This is a genomic window from Mesorhizobium sp. M1004, assembly GCF_040318795.1.
GTDB lineage: Bacteria > Pseudomonadota > Alphaproteobacteria > Rhizobiales > Rhizobiaceae > Mesorhizobium.
Window position 1 is genome coordinate 273313 of record NZ_JAMYNB010000008.1, and the last position, 20304, is coordinate 293616.

Consider the following 20304-nt stretch of genomic DNA (forward strand, 5'->3'; position numbering starts at 1 on the left):
CTCTTTCCTATTCCTTTTCGTCGACGGTGGCGTCGGATTTCCTGCTTGCCTGGGCATGCGGGTTGCGCGCATGGAACAGGTCGAGATCGGCCTCTATGCGGTCGATCAGATTGTTGCGCACCATGTCGTAGCCAAGCTCGATGGCCGCCGCGAAACCGTCCGAATCGGCGCCGCCATGGCTCTTTACCACGATGCCGTTCAGCCCCAGGAAAACACCGCCATTGGAGCGGCCCGGATCGAGCTTTTCGCGCAGGCGGTCAAAAGCGCCCTTGGCGAAGACATAGCCGATCCTGGCCATCAGCGTGCGGTTCATCGCGGCGCGCAGATAGCCTGAGATCTGGCGCACAGTGCCTTCTGCCGTCTTGAGCGCGATGTTGCCGGCAAAGCCCTCGGTGACGACCACGTCGACCGTGCCCTTGCCGATGTCGTCACCCTCGACGAAGCCATGATAATTCATCGAGGCCATGTTGGCCTCGCGCAGCATGCGCCCGGCTTCCTTGACCTCTTCCTGTCCCTTGATCTCCTCGACGCCGACATTGAGCAGGCCGACTTTCGGCCGGTCGATGCCGAACACCGAGCGCGCCATGCCGGTGCCGAGAATGGCAAAGTCGATCAGCTGGTGCGCATCGGCGCCGATGGTGGCGCCGACATCCAGCACCACGCTCTCGCCGCGCATCGTGGGCCAGATCGCCGCGATCGCCGGACGGTCGATGGTCGCCATCGTGCGCAGGCAGAATTTCGACATCGCCATCAGCGCGCCGGTGTTGCCGGCCGAAATGCAGGCCTGCGCGCTGCCACTCTTGACTGCTTCGACAGCCTTCCACATCGACGACTTCCAGCGGCCGTGGCGCAGCGCCTGGCTCGGCTTGTCGTCCATCCTGACCGCGACTTCACAATGGTGGAACTCGCTGACCTCGGCCAGTTTGGGGAATTTGGCGAGTTCGGGGCGCACCAATTCCTCGCGCCCATATATGACGAAGCGGATGTCGGGACGCCTGACGGCGACCGTCATGAGTGCCGGGATGACCACGTTTGGCCCGTGATCGCCACCCATGGCATCGATGGAAATCCTGATCACGCGGTCTTTATCTCACTAGCTTGGGCCAGGGCACATGGCCCGCGAAAGAAATACGAAACTCGCGAAATTCAGGGGCTCGCGAAGGTTCGGCGAAAATAGCGGTTTTGGGCTGCCGCACAACCGGCTTTTCTCCGATCGCTTCGTGTTTTAGGATTTTCCAAGCAAGGATCGCAGCTTTTGCTGGAATTCATTCTCGACGGGCTCGTTCGGGCCGGCGGCATCGAGCGAGGCGCCTGCCTTGCGCGGATAGGGATCGATCGCCAGCCCGAAGAACTGTTCGGCGAGCGCGCCGACGTCGATCGTGTCGCCGGAGAAAGTTTCCGGGCTGTCCGGCCCTTCGGCGTCGAGCAGGATTTCGCCACCGCCTTCGAAACCTTGCCGTCCGAGTTTGGATTGTTCGGGCAGGAACAGCGCCTCGACCTCTTCGTCGATATGGGCCGCGACCGGCTCAAGGGTGACGATGCAGGCCTGGGTGATATCAGCCTCGACGCGGCCGCTGACCTTGACGCCATTGCGCTTCCACGGCGCCACCAAAAGCTCAGCACGGTAGTTTTCGACCGAAAGCAGCTCGTGCTCGCGCGCAAGCATTGCGCGCTGCGCGGCGTCGGCGTCGATCACCACCTGCAAACCTTTGTGCGGCAGGCGGCCGACATTGGCCGCAAATGAGACCGGGCTAGGCGTGTCCACATGTTTCATCTTGGTCTCCCCTCCTCACTCCGCTTTCGCGACGGGAAACGCCACGGCACCGGAAACGATCGATTCGGACGGCTGTGCTTCAAGCTGCCTTGCGGCATCGATTACATAGGACGCCAGCGGCAAGGCTTGCGGCCAGGCGCCGGCATCGGGTCTGACATTGCGCGCCAGGGCGGCAGCAAGCGCGTCGCGGTCGCTGCGTTCCAGCGCGTCGTCATAGGCGGCGGTACGGCCGTAGAACATTTTGGCCAGCCTCTTCATGCGCTTGGGCACGCCGACATCGCCAACGCCCAGTTCCCGCAGCGAATGCTCGACATCGAGAAAGAACTCGTCGATCAGCACCTGCGCGACCTCATGCGCGACGCCCTCTTCGCCGCGGAGCCGGTGCTGAAACAGGAACATATGCAGCGACAGCATCTCGAAACGGCCGAGCGGCGTATCCGGCACATTCCAGTGGGAATAAAACACGGTCTGCCGCGCCGCCGCCACGATTTGTGCGTAAAGCGCCTCGGTGATAGCGCGGTTGGCGTTGCGTTCGCGGCCAAAAAGGCGCTGGAACATTGAGGGTGGTCTCCTGGGGACCGATTGTTTGAATGGGCCTTGTTGCATCGGCAAGCAAGCTGGTTTACCGGTTTTGCCGCCCAGCGCAAGTTGCGGCCAGCTAATGGAGTTGTTGTTGCGCGCGCTGAAATTCAAGTCGACTTTTCTGCCTGGGGCCACCGCCGCGGTTTCGCTGGTGCTGGTGGCTTCCGCGCTGTCGGGCTGCAATTCGTCCAAGATGTTCGGCGACCTTAACCCTAGCGAGACGCTGACGCAGGGCTATGTTATCGACCAGCAGGCGGTCGATTCGGTGCCGGTGGGCTCCAGCCGCGAACAGGTGCTTCTGGCGCTCGGCACGCCATCGACGAAAGCCACCTTCGACAATGAGGCGTTCTATTACATTTCGCAGACGCGCAAGCGCTATGTCGCTTTCGACAAGCCGCGCCTGGTCGACCAGAAAGTGCTCGCGGTCTATTTTGGCGAGGACGGGCGCGTCACCCAGATTGCCAATTACGGTCTGAAGGACGGCAAGATTTTCGACTTCATCTCGCGCACCACGCCGACCGGCGGCAAGGACCAGAACTTCCTCAGCCAGATCATCAAAGGCGCCAGCAAGCTGGCGCCCCCCATTCCTGGCGGCGGCGCCTAAGAAGCGACCGCCTTCCTCAGATTTTTGCTTCCCCCGAAGCGACACCTTCTCAGGCGACCAAAAGCCCGCGGGAGCGATCCTGCGGGCTTTTGTTTTGAGGTCATGCGGCCGCAACACCCGTCGCGCTTTGCCGCGCGTGGCCTGTTCGGCCGCCGGGCTCCAGCGAGGCGCGGTGCACAGCCGCACTCTGCCGCGCTTCCGAAGGCGTCATGCCGAAATGCCGGCGGAAGGCGTGGTTGAAGGTCGAGAGATCGCCGAAGCCGGCGTCGAAGGCGATGGCGCCGATGGTGCGGTGTGCCAGGCGCAGGTCGGATAGCTTGCTGCAAACCAGCGCCAGCCGCCGGCCAAGCACGAACTGCGACAGCGAGGTCCCCTCACCCTCGAACAGCTTTCTGATATAGCGCGCGCTGACGCGGTGGCGCCCGGCCAGCGCGTCGGACCCGACATCGCCGGAAGCCAGATTGCTTTCGATATCGGCTTTGATGGCGCGCAGCCGCGCGGCGCGTATGCCGCGGCCTGCGGCGACCTCGGTGGCGTCCTGCGTTGCCCCGACCACGACCGCGACAAGGTCCTGTATGTGCTTGGCGGCAAGCCAGCGCAATTCGGACGCGGCCAGGTTCGGCTCCTGCATCAGCAGACGGACATAGCTGGTCAGCAGCAAGAACTTTTCGCCCACGCATGACATCGGCGTCATCAGGGCGGCATCCGCATTCGCAGCCATGGGCCCGAGCGCTGCCTTGGGGATGGTGATGAAGAGATGATGCGACATCGCCCGCTCGATCACATGCGGATCAGAGGAGGACAGAAGGATTGCCTGGCCGGCCTCGATGCTGGCCTCGCGGCCGAGATGCGAGAAGGTGGCAGCGCCCTCCAGACACATGAAGAAAATGTAATCATCGGTCCCCTTGGCCACGGCGCGGGAACGGATGGTGCGGAAGGCGGTGGTCCTCGAATCGGCAATGCCGACGCCCGGCAGCCGCAGGATGGTCGCGTCGACGGAGAGCTTTTCCTCCGTGACGTTAAAATCCATGTCGGTCACCATCCGGCGCAACAGGTCGCAATAGACGTTTCGCCATTCCGCTTGCGGCCACATGGCTGTCGAAAAGCGCGCATGCGCAAACTCGGGGGGTCGAATAGTCATGGGGTACTCCCAAGCGATTGTCTTCATTTCACTGTCGTTCGTAAGTCGAGGCTCGTTCCATGAACGGCCTCTCATCCGACGGCGGCAATCGGGGGGCAGTGGATGGCTACAATGATTTGCGCACTTGGACAAAAGACTATTTACGAAGCTATGGATGAGCTTTGTTCATTCATGCTAAGGAACCCATGGGCGGGATCGGGTAACGGCAAATGACAAGACGGCTTCCACAACTGGAATCCATTCGTGCTTTCGAGGTCATTGCCCGGCTGGGCAGCTTCAAGCGCGCCGGCGATGAGCTGAATGTTACGCCAAGCGCGCTCAGCCACCGCATCGCCGATCTCGAAGCCGATCTCGGCGTGCTTCTGTTCACCCGCCATGTCCGCCGCGTCGAACTAACGCTTGAAGGCGAACGATTGTCCGCGGGCGTGCGACGCGCATTGCTGGAAATTCAGAGCACGGTCGCGAGTGTCGCGCGCAACGAGCGCACGAGGCTGAGGGTCACTGCCATTCCTTCGCATGCCGTACGCTGGCTGGCCCCGCGCCTGCACAGATTTCGCAAAAAGCATCCCGAAACAGAGATCGACATCAATGCGGATCTTGCAGTCGTCGACCTTTCGCAGCGAACAGTCGACATCGCATTGCGCTTCGGCGGCGGACACTATCCGGCCGTCGAGACCGAATGGCTGATGGCAGATGCGATCTTTCCTGTCGTCAGTCCCGACTATCTCGCCGCCAACGGCCCGGTCAGAGACCAGCACGATGTGCTGCGACTGTTCCGCATCCTCGACACGACGGCCGAAAATGACGAGAGTGGCGCCAATTGGCGCCACTGGTTCGAGAGAAACAATCTGCCGCTGGATACGGTTGGCGACGGCATGAATCTGAATGGCACCTTGTTGGCGGTCGAAGCGGCGGCCAGCGGACTGGGCGTCGCCATCGCGAGGAAGTCGCTGGTCGAAAGCGATTTGCGCACCGGCAGGCTCGTGCGCCTCCTGACAACGGACATACCGACGAACTGGAACCACTACGTCGTCGTCCACCCGTCCATCTCCGCCTGGGAGCCTGCCAGATCGTTCATCAACTGGCTGAAGGCGGAAGCCGGCGACAGCGCCGGCGCCGGTTGACCTCGGCGGCCGTTTGGGAACTCTCCTCGGGAGGTCAGCAGAAGGCGCCCCCCGGTGCTCAAGGACTCATTGCACCGGCTGGTTGCTCATCCTTGCGGCCCGACTGGTTCGCGGCCTTGGCGGCAAGCGCTGCCGCCATCTGGCTCTCCAGCTCGCGCAGCTTGGCGTCGAGTGTCGCCATGCCACCCCAGCCGAATGTCGCGCGGTACAGCGGTGCGATCTCGGGCGTCAGGAATTCGACGAGGGTTTCGTCCTCGACCCAGACCTTGAGCACCTTGAACAGGCGCGCATCGATCAGCTCGCTATGCCAGCCCCATGCGGGCGGCAATGCCCTGGATGGTTTCGGTCGAATTGGGCGTGCTGAGCAGCACATGCGAGCCGGAGCGCAGGCGCATATTCGGATCGAAGCCGATGCCGAGCGGCGCTTGCTGATCCAGAACCGTGCCGCACGGCAGGATTTCGATCAGCGAGCCGAAATCGTCGCCGAGGCAGACGAACCATGCGCCCTGCGGGAATGGCGGCGACGGCGCACGAACCGCAGTGGCGACAAGCATTTCGGCAAGGACGCTGGCGACGGCCTGCGGATCGCGGGCGTTGAATGAAGCGTGGTGCAGCATGGCAATACTCCTGTTTTCAACGGCGGCGGCCGGCAGAAGTGCCGACCCATGGGGTGGCGTTCCGCAAAAACTGAATCATCGGCTGAGCGTCAGGATGACCGCGGCAAACAGGCAGGCGTATTCGGCCAGTCCAAGCACAAGGCGCAGATTGTGGTTGGCCGCCCAGTTATCGCGGGTCTGCGCCCAATCATCGGGGATGGTCACCGGCGTCCAGCTCTGCACCTGTTTGTTGAGCGGCACCTGAGTGCTGACGGTGAAGCCAATGTCGATCACCACCAGCGCCGCGGCGACGATGGTCAGGATGCGCGGCAGGCCGGCATCGACCGCAAACATCGCCATGGCCGCGATCAGCACCAGCGTCGTCAGCCTGACGACCGGCATCACCCGGGTAAACGTCCGGTCGCGCATCTGATGCATGGCCATGTACTGGCCGGCGGTAAGATCATCGATGCGAAAATCGTGGATTACGCCCGAGACGTAGATGCCGGCAATAATTCCAGCCAGCGCAAGCGAAGCCGCCATCAAGAAAATGTCCATGTCTTTTCCCTGCCCGAATGTCGTTTCCCTGGCCAAAATCGCCGCAGAGGCGAGCCCGACACCGCGTCGATCGCAATGTCCTGGCCAATGGCCGGGGTATTAAAGCAGGCGAACGGTCCGGGCTTGGGTAGGATGGAACGATGTTTTGGGCAATGCGGCCCTCCGATTGCGTCGGAAACATCAAGTGCCGTGAGATCGAAGCCTATCAGCAAACCTTGACGCGTACTTGCCAGCGACCGGTCAAATTCGTATCAGACCGTGCTGGCCAATGGCGCATCACGCTGAATTGGGAGGAGCATCCGTGCCGGAAAAAACCCGGACAAAACCGACAGGCTGGATGGCGACCGGAACGGCTGACGGCCAGGTGGTCACGCCTGACTGGATGCCCATCGAGCCGGTGGCGATCGATGGCGTGAGGGTCAAGGAGATCAGGCCGGTCGCAACCTCCACCGGCTATCTGACCGAGATCTTTCGCGAGGAGTGGGAGCTCGATTCGGAGCCGGTCGGCCAGGTCTTCCAACGGACCTTGTATGCCGGCGCGGTGACTGGCTGGCATGCACACGCGGTGACCACCGACCGGCTGTTCTGCTGCGTCGGCAGCGTTCGCATTTCGCTGTTTGACGGACGCAAGGCCTCGCCGACCTTCGGCGCCGTCTGGCACAAGATTATCGGCCCGTTGCGCCCGGCGGTCGTCATCATTCCACCCGGAATATGGCACGGTGTTGTTTCGCTCGGAGCGGAGACGGCGGTGCTGCTCAACCTCGTCGACAAGGCCTATGCCTACGATCAGCCCGACCATTGGCGCCTGCCGCCAGACACCGACCACATTCCCTACAGACTGGTGTAGCGTGGAAGCATCGGCGCAGCGCGATCAGGCCGGCGGCGAACCGCTGGTTTCGATCGTGATCGCGACGCACAACCGGCCGGCAGCACTGCGGCAGGCATTGACCAGCGTCATGCGCCAGACGTTGCAAGGCTGGGAAGCCTTGGTCATCGGCGACGATTGCAGGCCGGATACGGCGGCCGTTGTCGCTGAATTTGACGATGCCCGCATCGTCTACATCGATCTTCCTGTCAATTTCGGCGAACAGTCCGGTCCCAACAATATCGGCTTTGCCAGGGCGCGTGGCCGCTTCGTCGCCTTGCTCAACCACGACGATCTGTGGTTTCCCGACCATTTGGCGGCGATGACCGGCTGGATCGACGCCTCGGGCGCCGACGTGGTGCTGGCGCGCGGCGCCGTCATTGGGCCGCCATCGGCGGCAGGCGATCTCGTCAATTCGATCTTCGGGTCCGGCAAGGATGGTTTTTACGACCCCGTCACGACGGAAGGATTTGGCTCGGCACACATGTTTCGCCGCGCTTCGTTCAGCCTGCTCGGACCTTGGCGACCCGCCAGCCAGTGCTTTTGCGAAAGCTCGCAGGACTGGCTGTTTCGGGCATGGCGAAAGGGCGCGGTGATCGCGACGATGCCGCACCTCACGGTGATCAAGTTGCATTCCGGCATACGCAAGGGTTCCTATCTCGGCGACAATGCGCAGGAACAGAAGGATCTTCTGGACGCCATGCAGACGCCGGACGCCTTGCGCGTGAAAATCCTTGGCTGCGCGGGCGAACCCATTCGCCTGGCGGCATCGAGTTATCTCAGGCGCAGGCTGATGACGGCTCTTGGCATCCATCCCCGCGCCCGCGCCTTCCGCCGCAAGTATAAGCGAGGCGCCTTCCTTGCCAAGCTGCGGCGCCTGCGTGGCCTGGCGCCGATGCCTGAGCGCGAACCTGGCGTGAGCGAATTGCTCGATCGCTACAGCAAGCGCGGCGATGCCGGCACCGAGCCGGATGAGGGTTGACTGCCACCAGCGTAAATCTCAAACAAAAACCCGCGGGATCGCTCCCGCGGGTTTGTTCCTGAAGCAGTGGCGTTGCCTTAGCCGTGCGCGAGCACGGCCAGCAGCAGAAGCGCCACGATGTTGGTGATCTTGATTGCCGGGTTGACCGCCGGGCCGGCGGTGTCCTTGTAGGGATCGCCAACCGTGTCGCCGGTGACCGAAGCCTTGTGCGCTTCGGACCCCTTGAGGTGCTTGACGCCGTCCTTGTCGACAAAACCGTCCTCGAACGACTTCTTGGCATTGTCCCAGGCGCCGCCGCCCGAAGTCATCGAGATGGCGACGAAAAGGCCGTTGACGATGACGCCGAGCAACGAGGCGCCGAGCGCCGCAAAGGCGGACGCCTTGGAGCCCGAGATCAGCTGCACGCCGAAATAGACGACGAGCGGCGCCAGCACCGGCAGCAGCGAGGGGATGATCATTTCGCGGATCGCCGCCTTGGTCAGAAGGTCGACGGCGCGGGCATAGTTTGGCTTGGAGGTGCCGGCCATGATGCCCGGATCCTCGCGGAACTGCTTGCGCACTTCCTCGACGATGGCGCCGGCCGCACGGCCGACGGCCGTCATGGCGATGCCGCCGAACAGATACGGGATCAGACCGCCGAAGATCAGGCCGGCTACGACGTAGGGATTGGAGAGGTCGAAGGAGACATCGCCCATGCCCTGGAAGTACGGATATTTGTCGCCATTGGCGGCAAAGAACTTCAAATCGTTCGAATAGGCCGCAAACAGCACCAGCGCGCCGAGGCCGGCCGAACCGATGGCATAGCCCTTGGTCACCGCCTTGGTGGTGTTGCCGACCGCGTCGAGCGCGTCGGTGGAGTGGCGCACTTCCTTGGGCAGGCCGGCCATTTCCGCAATGCCGCCGGCATTGTCGGTGACCGGGCCGAAGGCGTCGAGGGCGACGATCATGCCGGCAAGGCCGAGCATGGTGGTGACCGCGATCGCCGTGCCGAACAGGCCGGCGAGCTGGTAGGTCGAGATGATGCCGCCGACGATGACGATTGCCGGCAGTGCGGTCGATTCGAGCGACACCGCAAGTCCCTGGATGACGTTGGTGCCGTGACCGGTCACCGAGGCCTGGGCGATGGAGTTCACCGGGCGCTTGTTGGTGCCGGTATAGTATTCGGTGATCACCACGATAAGACCGGTCACAACGAGACCGATCAGGCCGCAGATGAACAGGTTCTTGCCGATGATGGTCATGCCGGCGACGGTGCCGACCTCGCCCCAGCCGACGGTTGCCGAGGTAGCGACACCGAGACCGACGATCGACAGCAGGCCGGTGACGATCAGGCCTTTGTAGAGGGCGCCCATGATCGAGCCGTTGGAACCGAGCTTGACGAAGAAGGTGCCGACGATCGAGGTCAGGATACAGGCGCCGCAGATGGCGAGCGGATAGAGCATCGCCGCACCCAGAGCGGCGGTGCCGCCGAAGAAGATGGCGGCCAGCACCATGGTGGCAACGACGGTCACCGCATAGGTTTCGAAGAGGTCGGCGGCCATGCCGGCGCAGTCGCCGACATTATCGCCGACATTGTCGGCGATGGTGGCCGGGTTGCGCGGATCGTCTTCGGGAATACCGGCTTCGACCTTGCCCACGAGATCGCCGCCGACGTCGGCGCCCTTGGTGAAGATGCCGCCGCCCAGACGGGCGAAGATCGAGATCAGCGAAGCGCCGAAGCCGAGCGAAACCAGCGCATCGATGACGATGCGGTCATTGGGCTGCAGGCCCATCGGGCCGGTCAGGATATAGTAGTAAATCGACACGCCGAGCAGCGCGAGGCCAGCCACCAGCATACCGGTGATGGCGCCCGACTTGAAGGCGATGTCGAGACCGGCGGCGAGGCTGTTGGACGCCGCCTGCGCGGTGCGCACATTGGCGCGCACGGAGACGTGCATACCAATGAAACCGGCGGCGCCCGAGAGCACGGCGCCGATCAGGAAGCCGACCGCGGCGGTGATCGAGAGCAGCCACCAGGCGAGCACGAGCACGACCACGCCGACGATGGCGATGGTGGTGTACTGGCGCGCCAGATAGGCTTGCGCGCCTTCGCGGATGGCGGCGGAGATTTCCTGCATGCGTGCGTTGCCCTGATCGGCTGCAAGAACCGATCGTGTCGCCCAGATGGCGTAAAGGATTGAAAGCAAGCCGCAGGCGATGACGGCAGAAATGATGGTCATTGCCGAATTTTCCTCGATTGATGGCCCAAAAGAACCCCTCCCTGGGCCGTTGGTGCGGGGAGCGGATAAAGCCTAGGCGGAATCCGTCCTTCGCAGCGGTGTATGCGAAACAGGGCTCGGAACGTCAAGATATTGTTCGGTTTTTGCCCCGCTTTCAGCCAAAAGTTTAGGCCAGAACATTCCCGTGGCCGATGCCTTGCTATTAGATCGGTTGAAATGACGCTGCGTCAGTCAATGCTTTGCCCGCAGTCCAGCGAAGGTCAGTCGCCAGTCTCCTGCCCCATCTTGCGCGCCGTGTAGCGTTCGATCGCCGAAAGGCCGTCATAGATCAGCACCGCAAGGGCAGCGACGATCAGGCCGCCTTGCAGGACGAAGGCGAGATTGTTGGACAGCAGGCCGGCGATGATCACCTCGCCCAGCGTCTTGGCGGCAACCGTCGAACCGATCGTCGCCGTGGCCAGGCTGATCACCACCGACAGCCTTATGCCGCCCAGAATGATCGGCGCGCTCAGCGGCAATTCGACCTTGATCAGCCTTTGCCAGCCCGTCATGCCGGCGCCGCGCGCGGCCTCCATGATGTTGCCGGGCAGTGTCGTGAGGCCGGTCAGCGCGTTCTCGAAGATCGGCAGCAGGCCGTAGAGAAACAGCGCAATCAGCGTCGGCTTCTCGCCGAAACCGACGGCGGGCACCGCCAGCGCCAGCACCGCCACCGGCGGAAAGGTCTGGCCGATATTGACCAGACTGCGCGACAGCGGCAGGAATTCGGCGCCCGCCGGCCTGGTCACCAGGATGGCAAGCGCCACGGCAACGATGGTTGCGGCGAGCGTAGCGATCAGCACGGTCCTGAGATGCAGCAGGGTCAGCGTCAGCAGGCTGCCCTGATTGTAGATCGCCGACGCATTGTTTTCGGTCAGCGGCTTCAACAGCGGCTCGAACCAGCCGGGATTGGTAACGAAGGCTATGAGAAGCACCACCAGGGCAAGCCTGAGCAGCGAAGGCAGCCAGGCTTTTAGACCGGCCCCTTTCATGCCGGTCTCGCCGCGCGCTTCACCAGCCCGTCGACGGTGACGCGGCCGAGAGGCTTGCCGTCTTCGCCCTTGACCGGCAGCGCCGGCCGGCCCGACCACAGAAGCTCGGCCAGCGCGTCGCGCTGGCTGGCGTCGCCTGGGATCGCCTCGCCTTCGGCAGACCCCTTTTCCACGGCGTCGCGCACGCGGCCGAGCGACAAGAGCCGGAACGGCTTTTCGCTGGCGCCGACCAGGGTTTCGACGAAGGCGTTCGCCGGCCACGCCAGGATCTCTTCCGGCTTGGCGTATTGCACCAGCTTTCCGGCATCCATGACGGCGATCTTGTCGCCCATATGGACCGCCTCCTCCATGTCGTGGGTGACGAGGATGATGGTGGTGCCGAAGCGCTTCTGGATCGCCAGCAGATCTTCCTGCGCCTTGGTGCGGATGATCGGGTCGAGTGCGCCGAACGGCTCGTCCATCAGAAGCACATTGGGCTCGGCGGCGAGCGCGCGCGCGACGCCGACACGCTGCTGTTGCCCGCCGGACAGTTCGTGCGGGTAGCGCTGGCCATAGGCCTCGGGGTCGAGCTGGTAGAGTGTCATCAACTCATCGACGCGGGCCTTGATGCGGTCCTTGTCCCAGCCCAGCAGGACCGGCACGGTGGCGATGTTCTGCGCAACGGTGCGGTGCGGGAACAGGCCGTGGCCCTGGATGGCGTAGCCGATGCTGCGGCGCAGTTCGTAGCCGGGCAGCGAGCGGTTGTCGTTGCCGTCGAGCTTGATGACGCCGGCGGTCGGCTCGACCAGCCGGTTGATCATTCGCAGCAGCGTCGTCTTGCCGGAACCGGAGGTACCGACAATGACGCAAACCGTGCGCGGCTCGACGACCATGGACACGTCGTCGACCACGGTCGTCGCGTCATAGCGCTTGGTAATGCCTTCGATCTCGATCATGCCGTTTCAACCCTGCGCCTGGTGGCGGTCATTTCGATCACTGCGTCGAGGATGATGGCCGCGGCGAAGGCCAGCGCCACCGTCGGCACGGCGCCGAGCAGCACCAGGTCCATTGCGGTCTGGCCGACGCCCTGGAAGACGAAGACGCCAAAGCCGCCGCCGCCGATCAGTGCGGCGATGGTGGCCAGGCCGATGTTCTGCACCAGCACGATGCGGATGCCGGTGAGGATCACCGGAAAGGCCAACGGAAACTCGACGCCGAACAGGCGCTGGCCATCGGTCATGCCCATGCCGCGCGCTGCATCATTGGCCGCGCGGGGTACGCCAGCAAGCCCGACCACGGTGTTGGCCACCACCGGCAGCAGCGAATAGAGGAACAAGGCAACGAAGGCCGGCGCGGTGCCGATGCCTCTGACACCGAGCGCTGCGGCACCCGGAACATGCGCGGCGGCCCAGCCGAGCGGCGCGATCAGCAGGCCGAACAGCGCGATCGAGGGTATGGTCTGGACGATGTTGAGCACATTGAGCACGCCGGCCCGCAACCGTTCGACGCGGTGGCACAGGATGCCGAGCGGCAGGCCGACGATCACCGCCGCCGCCAGCGACCCCAGCGCCAGTGTGATGTGCTTGGAGCCTTCGGCCCAGAAACTATCGGCGCGGTTTGCATATTCCTTGAGGATCGACAGGCTGTCCCACTGCCCCGATATCAGCAACAAGCCGATGGCCAGCGCCGCGACGACGAGCACGCCGACGCGGGCCGGTGGCGACAGGTTGAGCCTGGTCAGCACGTCGGCGAGCAACAATGTGAAGGCAAAGATCAACAGCCAGAACCCGGAAGCCGGCGAGATGCGGGCGAAGGTGTTGCCGGCCGGCATCAGGAAGGTGCCGGCGACACCGATCAGGATGGCAAGGGCGGCGAGCGCCACGACGCTTGCGGCCAGGCGCAGGACAAGCGGGGTTTTCAGCAAGGCAACAATTGCGGCCACGACGACGATCGCCAGCAGTAGCGGCCCGACTGTGGCCGGCAGCGCCTCCAGGATCGAGCGCGCCTGACCGGGAACGATACGATTGGCGCGGAAGGTGGCGAACGGAGCCAGAAACGCCGCATAGGCAACGATCGCCGCGATAACCATGCCGAGCTTGTCGAAACGCAGGGTCATGGATGCCCCTCATGAGGAGCGATTTTCCACGTTGCGCAGACTACGCTGGTGATCGGCGCAAGCCGACGCGAAGTCCGATCTCCCCCCTTGCGGGGGAGATGGCCGGCAGGCCAGAGGGGGGTGTGAAGGATCGTCAGCTTTCGAGCGTCGGCCTGTTCGGAAGCAACCCTGTCGAGGCACGCACCTGCTACCGGTTGTGAGGTCGGCGGGACAGCACCCCCCTCTGCCCTGCCGGACATCTCCCCCGCAAGGGGGGAGATCAGCAGCTTCCAGAGAGGGGTGTCTCGCACCAGCGTCACGATCAGCTATGCGCTGACTACTTCAAAAACCCGTTCTTCTTCAAAAAGTCCTCGGCGACACCCTTGACCGGCTCGCCGCCGACCTGGACGCGGCCGTTGAGTTCCTGCAGCGTGACGAGGTCGAGCTTGGCGAACACCGGCTTCAACAGCGTCTCGATCTCCGGATGCTCTTTCAGCACCGCTTCGCGGATGATCGGCGCCGGCTGGTAGACCGGCTGCACGCCCTTGTCGTCGGCGAGCACGACCAGGCCGGACGGCGCGATGCCGCCGTCGGTGCCGTAGACCATGGCGGCGTTGGCGCCGTTGGTCTGGTTGGCGGCAGCACCGATTGTCGCGGCGGTGTCGCCGCCCGAAAGCGTGATCAACTGCTCCGGCTTCAGCGTGAAGCCGTAAGTGGTCTGGAACGCCGGCAGGGCTGCCGCCGAATTGACGAACTCAGCCGACGCCGCCAAAACCACCGTGCCGCCGCCGGCGACGTATTTGCCGAAGTCGGTCAGGGTCGCCAGCTTGTTGGTCTCGGCAACCTCCTTGCGCAGCGCGATCGCCCAGGTGTTGTTGGCCGGTGACGGCGACAGCCAGACGATCTTGTTGGCGTCATAGTCGAGCTTCTTGGCGGTCTCATAGGCCTTGGCGGCATCCTTCCAGACCGGATCGTCGGCCTTCTCGAAGAAGAAAGCGGCATTGCCGGTGTACTCGGGATAGATGTCGATCTCGCCGGCGGTGATCGCCTTGCGTACCACCGGCGTGCCGCCGAGCTGGATGCGGTCGGTGGTCTTGATGTTGTTGGCGTTGAGCACAAGCTGGATGATGTTGCCGAGCACGCCGCCCTCGGTGTCGATCTTCGAGGAGACGACCACCTGGGCATTGGCGGAGGCGGCCGTGATGCCGAGCGCCAACGCCGCGCCGGCCAGAATCTTGACTGAAAACATCGTGAAAACCCCTTGCTTTGGACCGAAATGCGGTGGCCGCATATGAGCATGGCTTCAACGCCCCGTCGGGGCACACGGTTTCATAACAATGGGTACAGACGCAATAATTTTGTTCGGTCGCCGCGATTTCGGCCGGCGCCATGCTGACAGGTCGTGCCAAGCCAAACATAGAACCGATCAGGCGCGGGCTTTGCGCAATGCGGTCAGCTTGAGGGCGCCAAGCGCCACAAAGCAGAGGGCGACGACCGGGAAGACCAGCCAGTTCAGCATCTCCCAGCCCCAGGCATTGTAGATGGCGCCCGACATCAGCGAGGCGAAAGCGACCGAGCCGAACAGGACGAAGTCGTGGAAGCCCTGCACCTTGCTCTTTTCGGACGGATGGTAGCTGTCGGCGACCATGGAGGTGGCCCCGATGAAGGCAAAATTCCAGCCGAGGCCAAGCAGGATCAGCGCCGTCCAGAACTGCCACAAATGCAGGCCGGACAATGCCACCGCGGCGCAGCCGATGAGCAGGACCAGGCCGGTTGCGACGATGCGTTCGGCGCCGAAGCGATGGATCAGCGATCCGGTGAAGAAGCTCGGCGCAAACATCGCCATCACATGCCAGGAAATGCCGAGCGTGGCGTCGTCCGTCGACAGGCCGCAGCCGACCATGGCCAGCGGCGCGCCGGTCATGACGAAACTCATCAGCGCATAGCTGCCGACGGCGCAAAACAGTGCCGCGACGAAACGCGGCCGGGTGACGATCTCGGACAGCGGCCGGGCGTCGCTTGACGCGACTTCCGCGTGGCCGGGAGCCTTGGCCGGGATGCGCAGGAATGACAGGATGATGGCGCCGGCCGCCGCCAGAACCGGAATGGCCACGAACGAGCCGGCAAACATCACCGGCGCCAGCAATTCGCGGGTGAAGATGACGATCTGCGGCCCGAGAATCGCGGTGATGACGCCGCCGGCCAGCACGAAGGAAATGGCGCGCGCCTTGAATTCGGGCGGAGCATTATCGGCGGCGGCGAAGCGGAACTGCTGGACGAAGGCGCCGCCGACGCCGATCACCAGCAGCGCGAAAGCGAACAGCCAGAAGCTGGCGTGGAACAGAGCCAACGTGGAGATGACGCCGCCAAGCGCGGTGACGATGGTGCCGGCCATGAAACCGCCGCGCTGGCCGAGCCAACGGATGATGGCCGCGGCCGGCAACGCGCCGAGCGCCACGCCGATGTTGAAGCCGGTGATTGGCGCCGTTGCCAGCGACTTATCGGGGCCAAGCAGATATTGCCCGGCCAGCCCGCCCATGGAAATGGCAATCGGCGCGGCCGAACCGATAATCGCCTGCGACGTCGCCAGGATGATCGCCGTGCGGCGCGCGTCCCGTGCTGCGCCGGCGACGGTGCCGGTCACAATGCGTCCTTGCCGCGCCCCTCGCCCCGCACCCGGCGCGACACACGGTCGAGCACGGCGTTGGTCAGCTTCGGCTCGTCTTCCTCGTAGAAGGCCTTGGCGATGTCGACATATTCCGAAACGATGACGGCCACCGGCACGTCGTCGCGCTTCATCAGTTCGTAGACGCCAGCGCGCAGGATGGCGCGCAACGTCGAATCGAGTCTGGACAGCGGCCAGTCTTCCGTCAGCGCCTGGCGTATGATCGGATCGATGGTCGTCTGGTTCTCGACGACGCCGGCCAGGATGGCGCGGAACCACTGCGCGTCGGCCTCCCGATAAAGCGCGCCGTCGACTTCCTTGCCGAGCCGGAACGCCTCGTATTCGGCGGTGATCTCGAAGACGCCGCTGCCGGCCACGTCCATCTGGTAAAGCGCCTGCACGGCGGCCAGACGGGCGGCGCCACGCTTATTGGCATGGCGTGTCGCGGGCTGGCCGGGCGAAGCGGGTTCGCTCACGATTGCGCTCCCAGCTTCTCCTTGAGCGCGATCATGGTCAGCGCCGCGCGCGCGGCAAAGCCGCCCTTGTCGCCCTCCGAGCGCTTGGCGCGCGTCCAGGCCTGCGCGTCGTTCTCGGTGGTCAGGATGCCGTTGCCGATCGCAATCGCTTCCTGCACCGAGAGATCCATCAGCGCGCGGCTCGATTCATTGGCGACGATGTCGAAATGATAAGTGTCGCCACGAATGATGGTGCCGAGCGCGACAAAACCATCATAGTCCTTGCCGCCCTCGCCCATGCCGTCGAGCGCAAAAGTGATCACTGCTGGAATTTCCAGCGAACCGGGAACGGTGATGACGTCATAGGTCGCGCCGGCTTCGTCGAGCGCGCTCGTCGCGCCGTCGAGCAGCGCGTCGGCAAGATCGTCATGAAAGCGCGCCTCGATAATCAGAAGGTGGGCCTTCTTCTTCGGGCGAATGAACGCTTTGCCGTGTTGGGATGTGCCTGCCATGAATGTCTCCGGGGGTACCGGTGACTTAGGCTGAAGCGGTCACATTCGCAAGCTTTGTCCGACGCTCAGGCCCGGTCTAATTTCCCAGGGGGGCTCAAAGCCCCTCTTTCACCGCCTCGACCAGTCGCGCGGCGTAGCGGGCCATGGTGTCGATCTCGAGGTTGACCTTGTCGCCCACCTTGCGCTCGCCCCAGGTCGTCACGGTCAGCGAATGGTGGATCAACAGCACGTCGAAACGGGCGCCTTCGACCTTGTTGACGGTAAGCGAGGTGCCGTCGAGTGCGACGGAGCCTTTTGGGGCAATGAATTTTGCCAGTTCGCGCGGCGCCTCCAGCGTGAAGCGCACGGCATCGCCCTCGTCCTTGCGCTCGACGATTTCGGCCATGCCATCGACATGGCCCGACACGATGTGGCCGCCGAGCTCGTCGCCGATCTTCAGTGCCCGCTCGAGATTGACCCTGGTGCCTGATTTCCAGCCCGACGCCGTGGTCAGCCTCAGTGCCTCTTCCCAGGCTTCGACCTCGAACCAGCGCGCGTTCGAGCCGCCATCTGGCAGCGCCGTCACCGTCAGGCAGACGCCGCCGCAGGAAATCGAGGCGCCAATAGCGATGGTCGCGGGATCATAGGCAGTGTCGATGCGCAGGCCGACGCCTTCGCTCAGCGGCTTAATGGCCGCGACAGTGCCGATATCGGTGACAATTCCGGTAAACATCGATGCTGATCCCTAGAGGTCCCTTATCCATTCCGCATAGACATCTTCCCCGAAGCGCATCTCGCGCAATTTGCGGAAGCCTGCCGGGATATGGTTTGCGTCGACGGGCGATACAATGCCGCCCTCGCCGATCGCTTCCGGTCCCTGGAACAGCACGATGCGGTCGACCAGTCCTTCGGCGAGGAAGGCGCTGGCCACCTTGGCGCCGCCTTCGACCAGAACGCTGGCCATGCCGAGCGCGCCGAGATCCTCGAGCAGTTCCGGCAAGGCAATGCCGCCTTCATGGGTTTCGGTGCCGATGAAGCGCACACCGGCACGCTCCAGCACCGACCGCCGCAGCGGGTCGGCCTCCAGGCTCGCGGCGATATAGAGCGGCACCCGGTCGATGCCGGAGACCAGCTTCGAGGCTTCGGGCAGCCTGATCTGGCGGTCGAGCACGATGCGCGCCGGCGAGCGGTTCTCCAGCCCCGGCAGCCGCACGGTGAGCGCGGGATCATCCTCCAGCGCCGTGCCGATGCCGACCAGTATGCCATCGGCTTCGGCGCGCATCAGATAGACTTCGCGGCGGGCGACATCGCCGGTGATCGCAACCTGGCCGGCGCCATGCCTGCCGATCTTGCCGTCGCTGGAAAGCGCAAGCTTCAGAGTCACTTCCGGGCGCTTTTTCATGGATCGAATCAAATAGCCGGCCATCTGCTCGGCGGCTTCCTCGACCAGCACCTTTTCGACCACTTCGATGCCGGCGGCGCGCAGGATGGCATAGCCTTTGCCGGAGACGCGCGGATCGGGATCGCTGGCGGCGCCGACGACCCGCGCGACTCCGGCATAGACCAGCGCGTTGGCGCAAGGCGGGGTGCGGCCATGGTGGGCGCAGGGCTCCAGCGTGACATAGGCCGTGGCGCCGCGCGCCAACTCGCTGGCTTCAGCCAACGCCTCGGTCTCGGCATGCGGCCGGCCGCCAACAGCGGTGACCCCTGTGCCGACGATCATCGGGCCGGCGCCATCGTCGCGAACGATTATGGTGCCGACGGAAGGGTTGGTCGAGGTGCGGCCGGCATTTCTGCGCGAGAGCCTCAGCGCCGCGGCCATGAAGCGGCGATCGAGGGCCTGCTGATCGGCCTTCCCTGACGTTTGGCTTGCCATGCTCAGCCGGCGTCCTCTTCGCTCTTCAGCTCGTCGCCTTTGAGTTCGTCACCTTTGAGCTCACCCAGCACGTCGTGAAAGTCCTTGGCCTCACGGAAATTGCGATAGACCGAGGCGAAGCGGACATAGGCGACGTCGTCGAGCGACTTCAGCGCTTCCATGACGAGCCGGCCGACCTCGCCCGAGGCGATTTCAGTCTCGCCGGAGCTTTCGAGCTGGCGCACGATGCCGGTGACGGCGCGGTCGATGCGCTCGGGATCGACATTGCGCTTGCGCACCGCGATCTCCACCGAACGCAAGAGCTTGTCGCGGTCGAACGGCACCTTTCTGCCGGACTTCTTCACCACCACGAGGTCGCGCAACTGGACGCGCTCGAAAGTGGTGAAACGGCCACCGCAATCGGGACAGACGCGCCGCCGGCGGATCGCCGCGCCATCCTCGGCGGGGCGCGAATCCTTCACCTGCGTATCTTCGGACTGGCAATAGGGACAGCGCATGGAGAGCCTTCAGGTTGGCGATTCTGGCGGAACGATAGGCTTAGAGGTTTTTGCCGGGACGGCAAAGGTTCGGCAACGGCCGCTCGCGCCCTCAGAGATAGCGAGGCGGGAGGAAAATTGCCAGCCGCGCCAGATATGTCAGGGCGCGACGTCCTTGGTCGGGAAGCCGCAGGACGTTCCGAGGTTGCGGTAGGCCTTGGTGAAGCCGTCCATAGGGATGCTGGCGACGGCTTGCTTGCCGAACGTCACGTCGAGCGAGATGACCTGGCGCATGGCCCGCAACAAAGCGAGACTGGTCTTGGCCTGGTTGTCGACGGTCCAGCTCGGGCGGCCGGCATCATTGGAATAGACGGTCGCGGAAACCTTGACGCCGGGGTCACCGAAGGTCGCGGCGATCTTCTTGCCGGTCGGCAGCTCCTTGTTGGCGATCGTGAACATGATCGCGGGATAGGCATCGGGCGGCAGCGCGTCGCCGGTCGAGATCGAAAGCGTCAGCGTGCCGGCATTGCCGCCGCCATCGACAAAGGCCGTGGAGGCAGCGCAGGTCTTGTGGGAATCCTGGCCGGTGTCGAGCGCATCGATGATGGTGGTCCACCTGCCAAAGGTGTTTGTGGCGGGGATATCCGTGCCCGGCTGCGTCTGCTCCTGGGCGATCGCGCCCGACACGGCGACAGCGGCAAGCGAGCCGAGGGAGGCCAGAACGGCAGGATGGAACATGCGCATCGTCAAATCTCCAACAGGCCGCGCCGCCCGGACAGCAAGCGGCGCAGAGC

23 protein-coding genes are annotated in these 20304 nt (G+C 64.0%); 4 read left to right on the top strand and 19 right to left on the bottom strand.

Annotated elements, in window-relative coordinates:
* Positions 1-7 precede the first annotated feature (7 nt).
* The 3 genes from plsX to NKH54_RS18840 form a co-directional block, all read right to left on the bottom strand.
* Complete coding sequence (gene plsX, locus NKH54_RS18830; RefSeq protein WP_023700539.1) at positions 8-1078, bottom strand: phosphate acyltransferase PlsX; 1071 nt, start codon at positions 1076-1078, stop codon at positions 8-10.
* A gap of 147 nt (positions 1079-1225) precedes the next feature.
* On the bottom strand, positions 1226-1774 hold the full coding sequence (locus NKH54_RS18835) for a YceD family protein (RefSeq protein ID WP_023715400.1): 549 nt from the start codon (positions 1772-1774) through the stop codon (positions 1226-1228).
* A 15-nt stretch (positions 1775-1789) separates the two neighbouring features.
* Entirely contained in the window at positions 1790-2332 is a 543-nt protein-coding gene (locus tag NKH54_RS18840; protein WP_023669369.1) for a ubiquinol-cytochrome C chaperone family protein, read from the bottom strand.
* 115 nt (positions 2333-2447) lie between these two features.
* Between NKH54_RS18840 and NKH54_RS18845 the strand changes: the two genes are divergently transcribed.
* A complete protein-coding gene (locus tag NKH54_RS18845) occupies positions 2448-2960 on the top strand; it encodes an outer membrane protein assembly factor BamE (RefSeq protein ID WP_023669368.1) in 513 nt (170 codons plus the stop codon).
* Between the two features lie 100 nt (positions 2961-3060).
* Here NKH54_RS18845 and NKH54_RS18850 read toward each other — a convergent pair whose 3' ends face one another.
* Positions 3061-4101 carry a helix-turn-helix domain-containing protein gene (locus tag NKH54_RS18850; RefSeq protein ID WP_353028708.1) on the bottom strand — a complete coding sequence of 347 codons (1041 nt, stop codon included), beginning with the start codon at positions 4099-4101 and terminating at the stop codon, positions 3061-3063.
* A 209-nt stretch (positions 4102-4310) separates the two neighbouring features.
* Between NKH54_RS18850 and NKH54_RS18855 the strand changes: the two genes are divergently transcribed.
* Entirely contained in the window at positions 4311-5225 is a 915-nt protein-coding gene (locus NKH54_RS18855; RefSeq protein WP_023753646.1) for a LysR substrate-binding domain-containing protein, read from the top strand.
* 58 nt (positions 5226-5283) lie between these two features.
* Here the strand turns inward: NKH54_RS18855 and NKH54_RS18860 are convergent, their stop codons facing one another.
* The 3 genes from NKH54_RS18860 to NKH54_RS18870 form a co-directional block, all read right to left on the bottom strand.
* A complete protein-coding gene (locus NKH54_RS18860; protein ID WP_353028709.1) occupies positions 5284-5553 on the bottom strand; it encodes a hypothetical protein in 270 nt (89 codons plus the stop codon).
* Positions 5528-5842 carry a hypothetical protein gene (locus tag NKH54_RS18865; protein WP_353028710.1) on the bottom strand — a complete coding sequence of 105 codons (315 nt, stop codon included), beginning with the start codon at positions 5840-5842 and terminating at the stop codon, positions 5528-5530. Before NKH54_RS18865 ends, NKH54_RS18860 begins: the two co-directional genes overlap by 26 nt.
* A 75-nt stretch (positions 5843-5917) precedes the next feature.
* Positions 5918-6379, bottom strand: coding sequence for an anthrone oxygenase family protein (locus tag NKH54_RS18870; RefSeq protein WP_023747589.1), 462 nt, complete (start codon positions 6377-6379; stop codon positions 5918-5920).
* Between the two features lie 301 nt (positions 6380-6680).
* Between NKH54_RS18870 and NKH54_RS18875 the strand changes: the two genes are divergently transcribed.
* Positions 6681-7226, top strand: coding sequence for a dTDP-4-dehydrorhamnose 3,5-epimerase family protein (locus NKH54_RS18875; RefSeq protein ID WP_353028711.1), 546 nt, complete (start codon positions 6681-6683; stop codon positions 7224-7226).
* Between the two features lies 1 nt (position 7227).
* On the top strand, positions 7228-8226 hold the full coding sequence (locus NKH54_RS18880; protein ID WP_353028712.1) for a glycosyltransferase family 2 protein: 999 nt from the start codon (positions 7228-7230) through the stop codon (positions 8224-8226).
* A 77-nt stretch (positions 8227-8303) separates the two neighbouring features.
* Here the strand turns inward: NKH54_RS18880 and NKH54_RS18885 are convergent, their stop codons facing one another.
* The 12 genes from NKH54_RS18885 to NKH54_RS18940 all read right to left on the bottom strand — a co-directional run bounded on the left by NKH54_RS18885 (position 8304) and on the right by NKH54_RS18940 (position 20254).
* Positions 8304-10445 carry a sodium-translocating pyrophosphatase gene (locus NKH54_RS18885; protein WP_023689501.1) on the bottom strand — a complete coding sequence of 714 codons (2142 nt, stop codon included), beginning with the start codon at positions 10443-10445 and terminating at the stop codon, positions 8304-8306.
* Between the two features lie 260 nt (positions 10446-10705).
* Entirely contained in the window at positions 10706-11473 is a 768-nt protein-coding gene (locus NKH54_RS18890) for an ABC transporter permease (RefSeq protein WP_353028713.1), read from the bottom strand.
* Positions 11470-12408: an ABC transporter ATP-binding protein gene (locus NKH54_RS18895; protein ID WP_352511368.1), complete on the bottom strand. Its 939-nt coding sequence runs from the start codon at positions 12406-12408 to the stop codon at positions 11470-11472. The genes NKH54_RS18890 and NKH54_RS18895 overlap by 4 nt, the downstream gene beginning before the upstream one ends.
* A complete protein-coding gene (locus tag NKH54_RS18900) occupies positions 12405-13568 on the bottom strand; it encodes an ABC transporter permease (protein WP_353028714.1) in 1164 nt (387 codons plus the stop codon). The genes NKH54_RS18895 and NKH54_RS18900 overlap by 4 nt, the downstream gene beginning before the upstream one ends.
* 316 nt (positions 13569-13884) lie before the next feature.
* On the bottom strand, positions 13885-14796 hold the full coding sequence (gene osmF / locus NKH54_RS18905; RefSeq protein WP_023689505.1) for a glycine betaine ABC transporter substrate-binding protein OsmF: 912 nt from the start codon (positions 14794-14796) through the stop codon (positions 13885-13887).
* A 177-nt stretch (positions 14797-14973) separates the two neighbouring features.
* A complete protein-coding gene (locus tag NKH54_RS18910) occupies positions 14974-16191 on the bottom strand; it encodes an MFS transporter (RefSeq protein WP_353028715.1) in 1218 nt (405 codons plus the stop codon).
* Complete coding sequence (gene nusB / locus NKH54_RS18915) at positions 16188-16688, bottom strand: transcription antitermination factor NusB (RefSeq protein WP_023669355.1); 501 nt, start codon at positions 16686-16688, stop codon at positions 16188-16190. The genes NKH54_RS18910 and nusB overlap by 4 nt, the downstream gene beginning before the upstream one ends.
* Entirely contained in the window at positions 16685-17179 is a 495-nt protein-coding gene (gene ribH, locus NKH54_RS18920; protein WP_023669354.1) for a 6,7-dimethyl-8-ribityllumazine synthase, read from the bottom strand. Before ribH ends, nusB begins: the two co-directional genes overlap by 4 nt.
* Positions 17180-17273: 94 nt before the next feature.
* Entirely contained in the window at positions 17274-17891 is a 618-nt protein-coding gene (locus NKH54_RS18925; RefSeq protein WP_353028716.1) for a riboflavin synthase, read from the bottom strand.
* 12 nt (positions 17892-17903) lie between these two features.
* Complete coding sequence (gene ribD, locus NKH54_RS18930; protein ID WP_353028717.1) at positions 17904-19034, bottom strand: bifunctional diaminohydroxyphosphoribosylaminopyrimidine deaminase/5-amino-6-(5-phosphoribosylamino)uracil reductase RibD; 1131 nt, start codon at positions 19032-19034, stop codon at positions 17904-17906.
* A 2-nt stretch (positions 19035-19036) separates the two neighbouring features.
* Positions 19037-19531, bottom strand: coding sequence for a transcriptional regulator NrdR (gene nrdR, locus NKH54_RS18935; protein ID WP_023669351.1), 495 nt, complete (start codon positions 19529-19531; stop codon positions 19037-19039).
* A gap of 138 nt (positions 19532-19669) precedes the next feature.
* Positions 19670-20254, bottom strand: a complete 585-nt coding sequence (locus tag NKH54_RS18940; RefSeq protein ID WP_023815666.1) for an invasion associated locus B family protein — start codon at positions 20252-20254, stop codon at positions 19670-19672.
* Positions 20255-20304 lie beyond the last annotated feature (50 nt).

Bases quoted from the DNA above. Each gene is read 5' to 3' on its own strand.
- NKH54_RS18835 (WP_023715400.1), bottom strand. From the start codon at position 1,774: ATGAAACATGTGGACACGCCTAGCCCGGTCTCATTTGCGGCCAATGTC.
- NKH54_RS18900 (WP_353028714.1), bottom strand. From the start codon at position 13,568: ATGACCCTGCGTTTCGACAAGCTCGGCATGGTTATCGCGGCGATCGTT.
- NKH54_RS18890 (WP_353028713.1), bottom strand. From the start codon at position 11,473: ATGAAAGGGGCCGGTCTAAAAGCCTGGCTGCCTTCGCTGCTCAGGCTT.
- NKH54_RS18940 (WP_023815666.1), bottom strand. From the start codon at position 20,254: ATGCGCATGTTCCATCCTGCCGTTCTGGCCTCCCTCGGCTCGCTTGCC.
- NKH54_RS18850 (WP_353028708.1), bottom strand. From the start codon at position 4,101: ATGACTATTCGACCCCCCGAGTTTGCGCATGCGCGCTTTTCGACAGCC.
- nrdR (WP_023669351.1), bottom strand. From the start codon at position 19,531: ATGCGCTGTCCCTATTGCCAGTCCGAAGATACGCAGGTGAAGGATTCG.
- NKH54_RS18870 (WP_023747589.1), bottom strand. From the start codon at position 6,379: ATGGACATTTTCTTGATGGCGGCTTCGCTTGCGCTGGCTGGAATTATT.
- NKH54_RS18895 (WP_352511368.1), bottom strand. From the start codon at position 12,408: ATGATCGAGATCGAAGGCATTACCAAGCGCTATGACGCGACGACCGTG.
- NKH54_RS18840 (WP_023669369.1), bottom strand. From the start codon at position 2,332: ATGTTCCAGCGCCTTTTTGGCCGCGAACGCAACGCCAACCGCGCTATC.
- osmF (WP_023689505.1), bottom strand. From the start codon at position 14,796: ATGTTTTCAGTCAAGATTCTGGCCGGCGCGGCGTTGGCGCTCGGCATC.
- NKH54_RS18925 (WP_353028716.1), bottom strand. From the start codon at position 17,891: ATGTTTACCGGAATTGTCACCGATATCGGCACTGTCGCGGCCATTAAG.
- NKH54_RS18885 (WP_023689501.1), bottom strand. From the start codon at position 10,445: ATGACCATCATTTCTGCCGTCATCGCCTGCGGCTTGCTTTCAATCCTT.
- ribH (WP_023669354.1), bottom strand. From the start codon at position 17,179: ATGGCAGGCACATCCCAACACGGCAAAGCGTTCATTCGCCCGAAGAAG.
- ribD (WP_353028717.1), bottom strand. From the start codon at position 19,034: ATGGCAAGCCAAACGTCAGGGAAGGCCGATCAGCAGGCCCTCGATCGC.
- NKH54_RS18855 (WP_023753646.1), top strand. From the start codon at position 4,311: ATGACAAGACGGCTTCCACAACTGGAATCCATTCGTGCTTTCGAGGTC.
- NKH54_RS18865 (WP_353028710.1), bottom strand. From the start codon at position 5,842: ATGCTGCACCACGCTTCATTCAACGCCCGCGATCCGCAGGCCGTCGCC.